We start from the raw sequence: 9,742 nt of genomic DNA on the forward strand, positions 1-9,742 counted from the left end.
GCCACTCGGGAACTCCTCCATAATTTTAATATAACTAGATTTTCACAGTAGCTTGACCTGAACTAATTTCCAATCTTTTACATAAATAAAAATGTCACTAAACTGACAAGACTTAGTATACAATTATATTGATTTTTTTTCAACCCCTTTTTTCAATATTTTTATAAAAATTTTATTGTTTTTTCTCAATTAATCATAATTTTTTCATTTTAGGTATTTCGTCACTTAAATTTAAAGCATTATACTAATTAAAAGCATTAATAATAAACTATCATTTCAATATATTTAATTTAGTTCTTACATAATAATACCTGAAACCCGCATGAATACAACAACTATTTTTATAGTTCTCTATTTTAATAATTCTCTAGGAAACTAGATATCTATTTTCCTAGAGAACTATAAGCATAAGTTTATATTTAAATAGTTATTTATATAATTAATTTCCTTCTACTTTGTTCATATCTATATATTTAGAAAATATCTTCTTTAATTCTTCTATTTGCTCTTCATCTACCTTACGCTCTATGACATTGAGAGTTCTTAATACAGCTAATCGTTCATTATTATAAGTAAGGAATTCGTTTATCTCTGAATAGTCTTCTTCATCCAACTCTTTACATATTCCTATTATCTTTGCCTTCTCCGAAATTGTTAACTCATCTATTAATTCTTCTGGTGGTACCTTCATTACTTTGTTTTTTTCCTTAACCTGCTTATTATATTTATCAAACTCTATTTCATCAATTTTAACTATTTCATAATCACTCTTATACATTTCATTTAGTTGATTTTGCTTTTCTCTATTTGCTTGAATTCTTCTTTTTTCTAATTCTTCATCTAATACAATAGTTTCATTAATCTCATTATCTTTAATTAAATCCTGTGAAGTATTTACATCCATATTCTCCTTTTCTATACCAGTAGTAATTTCTTTATTATAATTTTCAGCTTTCTCACCGGTTTTAGCTATAACCTTATTTTCCTCTTTATAATCTAAGTTTTCATTACTTATATTAAAGCTTACTAACGCTATTATATTTACTATTGTATATAGAATTATTATCACAGAATATTCCTTTCTATTCATAATATATCCTCCTTAAATAAAAACTATCTAAATTATTCCATATTTTTTAGAATTTATACCTAAGTTGCTTCATATAAATTCATATGGAGGTGTTTCTGTGAGCAAAGTTAAGATTCATTACAAAGATTCATTAGGTTATTATACCTTATCCAACTTTTTAAAAGATGAATTAAATGCAAACACAATTATTGTTTGTATAGGAACTGATAGATGCATTGGAGACTGCTTAGGTCCTCTTATTGGTAGCATGTTAGAAGAAAAATTTTTTCCATTGCCAGTCTATGGAACTATAGCTAATCCTATACACGCATTAAATTTAGATAGTAAACTATCGGATATAAAATTAAAACATCCAGATTCTAAAATTATTGGTATCGATGCTTGTCTTGGTCCTCCTAATAAAATTGGCCAGATACAAGTTCGAGATTACCCCATTAATCCTGGAAAAGGTGTTGGTAAATCTCTTTCCCCTGTAGGTGATATATCAATAATAGGTATTGTCGATTCTAGCGATATTGACGAACCCTTTACAAGTAGAAATATACGATTAAACCTAATTTTGGAAATATCCAAAGTAATAACCCAAGGACTTGTTCATGGGTATTATCTCAACTCATTATGTGATTAATAATGAGTAATTATCGCCTAGATATTATATACGGTACGTGGACTTATTTAACTATTTATACTATTAAAATCTTTTTAACAACCCTTAATTTCGAAGATAGAATTATAATTTTTATTAACTCTCTCTTTCATAGAAAATGAGTTCCTTACAACAACTAGAAATGATACAAAATAAAATATACCTACTATACAAATATTTTTTTGCATAGTAGGTATATTAAATCACATTTTTATATTTATATAACCTTTATTTTTAACTTCTATTGTTGGACATCATATAAACTTATTTACATAATTTAAAATATAGGTTTTATATTCTAACTTGTACATCTTAACTATTTATTGAAACATTATATCCTGTAAATGAATCGTCTAACTTATCTACATAGTCAAGCATTTTTCCTGTTCCAACAGCTACACAAGATACTGAATCTTCTGCTACATATACTGGTACATTAGTAACTTTTTCAATGAGTTTGTCTAATCCATCTAATAAAGCGCCTCCACCAGTCATTATTATACCTTTATCAGCTATATCTGCAGCCAGTTCAGGTGGTGTTTTTTCTAGTACAGAATGTGCACATTCAGCTATGGAAGTAACAGCTTCTTTTAATGCCTCTTCCATCTCACTAGAACAAACTGTGATATTTTTAGGTAGTCCAGTTATAAGATCTCTTCCTCTTATCTCTGCCTTCATATCCTCATTTTTAGGATATGCGCATCCAATGTTTATTTTAAGTTCTTCTGCTGTTCTTTCTCCAATCATTAATTTATGCTTTTTCCTTATGTAACGAATTATAGCATCATCAAAATCGTCTCCAGCAACTTTAATAGACTCTCTTACAACCATTCCTCCTAAAGAAATTACTGCTATATCGGTGGTACCTCCACCTATGTCAATAACCATATTACCACTAGCTTTAGTTATGTCTAACCCTGCTCCTATAGCTGCTGCCAAAGGTTCCTCAATTAATAAAACCTTTTTAGCTCCTGCATTTCTTGCCGCATCCTCAACAGCTCTTCTTTCCACTTCAGTAGCCTCACATGGTACACACATTACAACTCTTGGTGTTGACATCTTTCTCTTACCGCAAGCTTTTTTTATAAAGTGCTCTAACATTTTTTCTGTAACATCATAATCTGATATTACCCCATCTCTAAGTGGACGAATTGCAACAATATTTCCTGGCGTCCTACCTATCATTTTTCTAGCTTCTTCACCTACTGCTAAGACCTTATTGGCACTTTTATCTATTGCTACAACTGAAGGTTCCTTTAGTATTATACCCTTACCCTTTGTGTAAACTAGTACTGTAGCCGTACCTAGGTCTATTCCCATATCTGTTCCTACACCGAAAAAAAACATCTTAAAATTCACTCCTGCTCTCTAGTATTTTCTTCTTATTGAAATACTATACAATATTTACTAAAACAATATACACCTATTATATTACTATTCTACCTAACCTTCAATTGTTTTATATTTCATTTTAGTAGCTTTTCCACCTCTAATGTGTCTTTCAGCTTTATTTAGATCTAAGATGTTTTTTGCTTCCTCTGCTATTTGAGCATTTATTTTAGGTAATCTCTCAGTCATATCCTTATGAATTGTACTTTTACTTACACCAAATACCGACGCTGTTTTTCTTATTGTAGCCTCGGATTCTATTATATATTTTGCTACTTCTAGTACTCTATCTTCAATATAGTCTTTCAAAGCGTTACCTCCTTAACCCTTCTATAATTATAAATATGCTAACTTCCTTATTTAAATTACATTCTTGCTAGCCTTTTACTTTAAAGTTTAAAAACTAGCAAGAATATTAATTTTATTTTAGTTATTTCTTATAACTAACATATTTAGCTGGGTCTACTTCTTTTCCATCTTGTAATACTTGGAAGTGAAGATAATCTCCATATTCCTCATATGCAAGGTTTGTAGTTTTACCTACAGCTCCTATTTCTTGACCAGCTGTAACTTTATCTCCTGCTTTAACTAGAACCTGTTCTTTAAGATTTCCACATATTGTAGTTAGTCCATTTTGATGGTCTATTTCTACATAGGTACCTTCTGTATTTGCATCTACCTTTTTAACCACTCCAGCACTTACTGCTACAACTGCTGAACCTTCTGCGGCTTTAACATCCATAGCTAAGTGATTTTTATAACTCTTAGTTGTTGCCCAATATACTGGATCTTCAGAATATGCTCTACCTAAAGTACCCTCTACTGGATTTTTAAAACTAACTTTAGTTTGAGATGAAACTGCTGCAGTATCATTATTCTTAACTGTTGGTACTGGCTCAAGCTCCTCTTTAACTTGTAGTGCATTCTCAGGTTTTTCTGGTTGAGTTACAACTTCTTTTTCTGTTTGTTCTAATGCTACTTTATCTTCTTCAGAATTCTTATTGTTATTTCTTCCAGCTGTTACAGCTGCAACTGTAGCAACAGCACATAGACAAACAAATAAAATTACATAGAAGCCTTCTTTTTTGAAAAATTGCTTCACTTTGTTAAGTTTATTGTTCATAAAAACACCTCCATCAGTATTGTGGACGTTTATTGGGAAATTAATACACTATAAGAAAAATTTTTTCTTATTTATCTCATCTTTTTCATATTTTTTTGCTAAAAACTAAAAAAATAGGGCAAAAGCCCTATTTCTTTCTAATCTTTATTAATATTTTTTATTTCAATACCTGTATAATAATGTTTTAAAATCTCTTCACAACTCTTGCCTTGGCTAGCCATTACATTAGCTCCCCATTGACTCATACCTACTCCATGACCAAAACCATTACAATTTATAACAACTTGATTATTTAAAAACTCTAAAGAGAAGTTAGCGGAATTCAATCCAAACAACTGTCTAAATTTAACCCCTGTTATAGTAACATTGCCAAGGGTTATTTCTTTCACTGACCCACCATCTGTATAATTATTTATTTTAATATGATCTTCTAGATTAACAGGTGATAAATTTGCATTACTATAACTGCTATTAACCACTTGCGCAAATCTGTTTATGTCTATAGTTTCTGTACTTTTATATCTTGGTGCAATATCTTCACCTAAACTTTCAACACTTCTAAGATAAGGTAGTGCTGTAGAAAATACATCTTCAACATTTTCAGTTTTTCCACTACTTGTAGAGAAATAATAAGCCCCCAATACTAATTCATTATTATATGTTAATACCTGTCCTCTAGTCTCATTCACCACATCTTCAACTAGTTTCCATTTATTTTCTCCACCTATACCTAATTGATCTATTTTTACTTCTTTAGGTGTATATACCTGACAGTGAACAGTATCACACAAATCTGCTCCTCTTCCATTGGCACATCCACTTGATACAGCTTTTGTATGAGCTAAGGTATATGTCCTTGCTGCTATAGCTTGTGCCTTCAAAGCCTCTTTATTAAAGTTTAATGGCATCTCACTACATACTACGCCCTTAATATATTCTTCTAAAGGCACTTCTATAATCCTATTTTCCTTTGTCAAATAAACCTTTATTGTATCTACATCTAGCTTAAAGGAAATGCCCTTATTTGATTTCTCACCTTTATTTTTAGATTGCATCACTTCTATAGCCTGTGATGAGTCATTTCCTTTTTTACCTATATTACCTCCTTCACCTAATATCAATTTATAGGATAATATTAGAAATCCTAGTAATACTGCTGAATAAATAGCTACCATCAATATTGGTTTAATAATAACTATAGCTTTATCATAATTAAAATTTATTTTAATCCTCCCATAGTACTTCACTTTTCTTCCTCCTAATAAATAAACTTGTCTTCTATACTAGATAGACTTAGTTATATTTATTATTATATTTATGGTAATATGCTTATAATTTTGCAAATATAAAAATGCCCAGCCTTAAATTAAAAGCTGAGCTATATAAAGTATAATTATATTCTAGTTATTTCTGCGCCTAGGTCATTGAGTTTATCCTCTATTGTTACATATCCTCTATCTACATGGTATATGTGATCTATTATAGTCTCACCCTTAGCACATAAACCTGCCAAAACCAGTCCTGCTCCTGCTCGAAGATCTGGTGCTACTACTTCAGCTCCTGTAAGCTCTTTAACACCTTCTATTGTTGCAATTCTTCCGTTAACATTAATATTAGCTCCCATCCTTCTTAACTCTGCCACCTGCATAAACCTATTTTCAAATATAGTTTCTGTCACACTGCTTCTTCCAGGAGTAATACTTAATANNCGATTCTCAAACACGGTTTCTGTAATCACGGATGTGCCGCCAGCTTTCAAGACGAGGGCCATCATTTGTGATTGCATGTCTGTTGGAAATCCTGGATGAGGCATAGTCATAATATCTGTGGGTTTTAATTCTACATCTCCATCTACAACAATTTTATTTCCGAATACATCAATCTTAACACCCATTTCACGCAATTTAGCAATCACTGACTTGAGATGTTCTTCATCTACACCTTCTATTGTAATTTTACTCTTTGTAATGGGTGCTGCTATTATAAATGTTCCTGCTTCAATCCTATCAAATATAGGTGTATACGAAACTCCTTCTAATCTTTTTACTCCTGTTATACATATCTTACCACTTCCTGCACCTTGAATCTTAGCTCCCATTTTATTTAAAAAATTAGCTAAATCTACTATCTCAGGTTCCTTAGCTGCATTCTCTATAAAAGTATCTCCTTTAGCAAGAGTTGCAGCCATCATTAAGTTCTCTGTGGCTCCAACAGATGGGAAGTCTAAATAAATTGTGTTACCTTCTAATTGTTCTGCAACTACTTCAACATATCCGTGTTCCTCTTTAATTGTTGCTCCTAAAGCTTTTAGTCCCTTCAAATGCAAATCTATAGGTCTAGATCCTATTTTACATCCTCCAGGCAGAGAAATTTTTGCCTTTCCAAATCTAGCTACCATAGCACCTATAACTAGGAAAGACGCTCTCATTTTTCTTACTAAGTCATTATCTACACCTTCATATTTCAAGGTTTTTGTATTAATATCAATTTTATTATTATCTATATCTATATTAACCTCTGCTGAAAGAGATCTTAATACCTCACATAGTACAAATACATCTTCTAGCATAGGTGATCCATTGATAGTTGATACACTATCTGTTAATATAGTGGACACTAGTATTGGTAATACAGCATTCTTGGCTGAACTTATGTTTACACTCCCTTTTAATCTACTGCTTCCATTTATATAAAATTTACTCATGTTAATCCTCCATTTAAAATGCTATTTCTTAGTATGTTATCCTGATTACAGGTGTCCCCATTATTAAATAGCATCCTGAGGAATATCTAACTATAGCACAGTTAAAATCTATCTCCTCACCTAGTATTATTTCTTTATCGTATAAATTTGTATTACTTATAATACTATATCCATTACTTATTTCTACTTCATCAATATTTTGTGCTTTATTTAAATATAATTGCTTTAAAATCACATCTCTTGTTTCATCTATTGTGCCATTTAAGATTTTACTTTTTACATATAGCGAGTATTCCACCTTACTACTAATTGGGGATAAAATTTCTTTAATTTTCTTTTCTACAGTTTTTTCTTCATCAATATCTAAATTAGGTTTACAAATAGAAATTCTTAGTACAACATTATATCCTTTACCGTAATCAGCTATTGAAATCCTTCCATCATATTCTTCATGGTTATAATCTATTTTAAAACTTAAGTCCTTATTAACTTCTTGGTAAACTTGTCCCATAGCCTTTTCTATATTAGTTGTTATAGTTTCATATATACTTTCTTTACTTTCTCCACTATAAAACCTGCCTTCCACTACATATTCCTCAGTAGAAGCATTTACACTATTTAATATTCCACTAAACATATCCTCTTCACTCTTCCCATAAAAGGTTTTATCCCTTATAATTAATATGCTTAATGTGAACATCACCACAATTAATAACTTACTATATAACTTCATACATATCCCACCTTAAAATAAGAATAAATCCACTTATATTAAATCATTAACTTTTTCACTTTTTTTATTCATATTTACATATAATGTAATAAGTTATATTTTGTTTATACTAATAATATATAGCAATTTTTAAAATGTGTTCATAAATAACTTGCTTTTTAACATAATAATGTAGAAAATAAAAAGATAATTTACGAATTAACATAAATTATCTTTTTATTTTTTGAATTATAAATTAAAAGTCTTTTTCATCTAAAATTTCAAAAATGTTATTCTCATTTATTAACCAATTACTCTGTTCCTCAGAAACATATATATCCTTATCTATTTCATGTTTTTTTACAGTTTCCTCTTTATCATTCTTTATAATCCAATTAAAAGAAATATTAAACCGCCTCATATCATCGGATTTTTCTTTTTCTTTTATATTTAGGTTCTCCACTTCCACAGTACACTTTTTAAGGTAAGGTTGTCTTAATCTATGTGAAAAAATTAAACTAGCTTCATAGTCGTTATATCCTTCTTCCGTCATATATTCAGCAAATTCTTTTGTATCTTCTGACAGCTTATCTCCAGGTACAGATCCTTTAGTTACATATTTATGATACATCTCTATATCTTCTTTATCTACAACATAATGCTTCTCAATAAATCCTCTTATTATATCTTCGGTCTTAACCTCTTTTGAATTACATCCAGCTAAAACTAATGATGACATTACTAAAAATGTGATAATGAAAATGTTTAGTAATTTACTTTTCATGATTTCCCTCCAAAATATATTTAATTTTAAATAAAATTTTTAATTATAACAAAGATATAAACTACTTTAATGAAAAAATTTTATATCATATAATATATATTTTATGAATACTACCACATCACGAAATCAGTATATATAATTTCAAATCTATTATATCCATTTATAAGCCACTGTCCATTTTCTTTTGAAAGATACATATCTTTATCTACTTTATGTTCCTTTACTATCTCATCTTCATCATTCTTGATAATCCAATCAAAAGAAACATTAAAACATCTCATATCCTCAGATTTTTCTTTTTCAATTATTTTTAAATTTTCTATTTCTAAAGTACAATTTTTAGCATAAAGTTCTTTTAATCTATTGTAAAAATATCCATCTGTCCTATATACCTCAAATCCTTTTTCAGATAAATATTCAGCAAATTCTTTATCAGCTTTTGTTAACTTATCTCCTATTCCATAACCATTTTTAACATATTCGCCATATGCTTTTACCTCTTCTTCATCTGCTACATAATGCTTCTCAACAAATCCTCTTATTGTATCTTCTGCCTTATCCTCTTTTGAATTACATCCTGATAAAACTAATGTACCTATGACTATAAATATCATAGTAAAAATGTTTAGTAATTTATTTTTCATAATACCCCCTATTTACTTAAATTTAAATACTTTCTTTGAATATATAAAAAAATACAATATCATATCTAAAAATAATGCTATATAATAACTTTTTTCTACTCTAAAAACATTGACTATCCCTTTAGAAGCCATAATCCATAACATACTGATGAATATATTTAAGATATTTATAACAATAGCTTGAATCTTAAACTTAATAGTACGACTTGTAAAAATAAAATTCATAAAGGTCCATATAAAAAATATTATAGTTCCTATTATAAATACTATAAAACTAAATTTAGATATGATTCTAATGTTATAATTTGATATATCTATAAGACCTATAATTTTTAGTCTCACAAGTAATTGAATAATTATATATATAAGCACACTTACATAACTAGATTTAAGGATAAATAAATATTTAGTATTATTAAATATACCTGATATTCCTTCCTCAAAGTCAGAATTATTGCCTATATTATTCTTAGCTATTTCAAAAGCCTCTTCCTCTGATTTACCTGATTCCACTAAATCACTAACTTCAGTTATAATGTAACTTTTTAATTCTTCCTTTAAGTCCTTAACTTCTAATGTATCTTCAAAAGCTGAACTAAAGAGCTTTCTTAAGTATCTATTTATTTTTCTCTTTAACTTAATACTTAAAT

The 9,742-nt window shown here is 29.2% G+C and carries 11 protein-coding genes; 1 reads left to right on the forward strand and 10 read right to left on the reverse strand.

Annotated elements, in window-relative coordinates; genetic code table 11:
* Positions 1-439 precede the first annotated feature (439 nt).
* Positions 440-1,090, reverse strand: a complete 651-nt coding sequence (locus B2671_RS02725) for a hypothetical protein (RefSeq protein ID WP_346869040.1) — start codon at positions 1,088-1,090, stop codon at positions 440-442.
* A 97-nt stretch (positions 1,091-1,187) separates the two neighbouring features.
* Here B2671_RS02725 and yyaC point away from each other — a divergent pair, with 97 nt between their 5' ends.
* On the forward strand, positions 1,188-1,718 hold the full coding sequence (gene yyaC / locus B2671_RS02730) for a spore protease YyaC (RefSeq protein ID WP_346869041.1): 531 nt from the start codon (positions 1,188-1,190) through the stop codon (positions 1,716-1,718).
* A gap of 330 nt (positions 1,719-2,048) precedes the next feature.
* Here the strand turns inward: yyaC and B2671_RS02735 are convergent, their stop codons facing one another.
* The 9 genes from B2671_RS02735 to B2671_RS02775 form a co-directional block, all read right to left on the reverse strand.
* Positions 2,049-3,083, reverse strand: a complete 1,035-nt coding sequence (locus B2671_RS02735) for a rod shape-determining protein (RefSeq protein WP_346869042.1) — start codon at positions 3,081-3,083, stop codon at positions 2,049-2,051.
* Positions 3,084-3,179: 96 nt separating this feature from the next.
* Positions 3,180-3,434 carry a sporulation transcriptional regulator SpoIIID gene (gene spoIIID / locus B2671_RS02740; protein ID WP_035135408.1) on the reverse strand — a complete coding sequence of 85 codons (255 nt, stop codon included), beginning with the start codon at positions 3,432-3,434 and terminating at the stop codon, positions 3,180-3,182.
* Between the two features lie 121 nt (positions 3,435-3,555).
* Positions 3,556-4,248: a M23 family metallopeptidase gene (locus B2671_RS02745; protein WP_346869043.1), complete on the reverse strand. Its 693-nt coding sequence runs from the start codon at positions 4,246-4,248 to the stop codon at positions 3,556-3,558.
* Positions 4,249-4,385: 137 nt separating this feature from the next.
* Positions 4,386-5,495 (reverse strand): stage II sporulation protein D, encoded by a 1,110-nt coding sequence (gene spoIID, locus B2671_RS02750; protein WP_346869044.1) that lies wholly within the window; start codon positions 5,493-5,495, stop codon positions 4,386-4,388.
* A gap of 146 nt (positions 5,496-5,641) precedes the next feature.
* Positions 5,642-6,952: a UDP-N-acetylglucosamine 1-carboxyvinyltransferase gene (gene murA / locus B2671_RS02755; RefSeq protein WP_346869045.1), complete on the reverse strand. Its 1,311-nt coding sequence runs from the start codon at positions 6,950-6,952 to the stop codon at positions 5,642-5,644.
* Between the two features lie 28 nt (positions 6,953-6,980).
* A complete protein-coding gene (locus tag B2671_RS02760) occupies positions 6,981-7,685 on the reverse strand; it encodes a hypothetical protein (RefSeq protein WP_346869046.1) in 705 nt (234 codons plus the stop codon).
* 235 nt (positions 7,686-7,920) lie between these two features.
* Entirely contained in the window at positions 7,921-8,448 is a 528-nt protein-coding gene (locus B2671_RS02765; RefSeq protein ID WP_346869047.1) for a hypothetical protein, read from the reverse strand.
* Positions 8,449-8,558: 110 nt separating this feature from the next.
* Complete coding sequence (locus B2671_RS02770; RefSeq protein WP_346869048.1) at positions 8,559-9,092, reverse strand: hypothetical protein; 534 nt, start codon at positions 9,090-9,092, stop codon at positions 8,559-8,561.
* Positions 9,093-9,104: 12 nt separating this feature from the next.
* Positions 9,105-9,742 (reverse strand): permease prefix domain 1-containing protein (locus B2671_RS02775; RefSeq protein WP_346869049.1); only part of this gene is annotated, 638 nt, incomplete at its 5' end.

Source organism: Clostridium sp. UBA5119, assembly GCF_002414285.1.
Lineage (GTDB): Bacteria > Bacillota > Clostridia > Clostridiales > Clostridiaceae > Clostridium_J > Clostridium_J sulfidigenes.

What these genes read in the sequence shown, in the direction of transcription:
- B2671_RS02725 (WP_346869040.1), bottom strand. Translation starts at nt 1,090, where the DNA reads ATGAATAGAAAGGAATATTCTGTGATAATAATTCTATATACAATAGTA.
- B2671_RS02745 (WP_346869043.1), bottom strand. Translation starts at nt 4,248, where the DNA reads ATGAACAATAAACTTAACAAAGTGAAGCAATTTTTCAAAAAAGAAGGC.
- B2671_RS02770 (WP_346869048.1), bottom strand. Translation starts at nt 9,092, where the DNA reads ATGAAAAATAAATTACTAAACATTTTTACTATGATATTTATAGTCATA.
- B2671_RS02735 (WP_346869042.1), bottom strand. Translation starts at nt 3,083, where the DNA reads ATGTTTTTTTTCGGTGTAGGAACAGATATGGGAATAGACCTAGGTACG.
- B2671_RS02760 (WP_346869046.1), bottom strand. Translation starts at nt 7,685, where the DNA reads ATGAAGTTATATAGTAAGTTATTAATTGTGGTGATGTTCACATTAAGC.
- B2671_RS02765 (WP_346869047.1), bottom strand. Translation starts at nt 8,448, where the DNA reads ATGAAAAGTAAATTACTAAACATTTTCATTATCACATTTTTAGTAATG.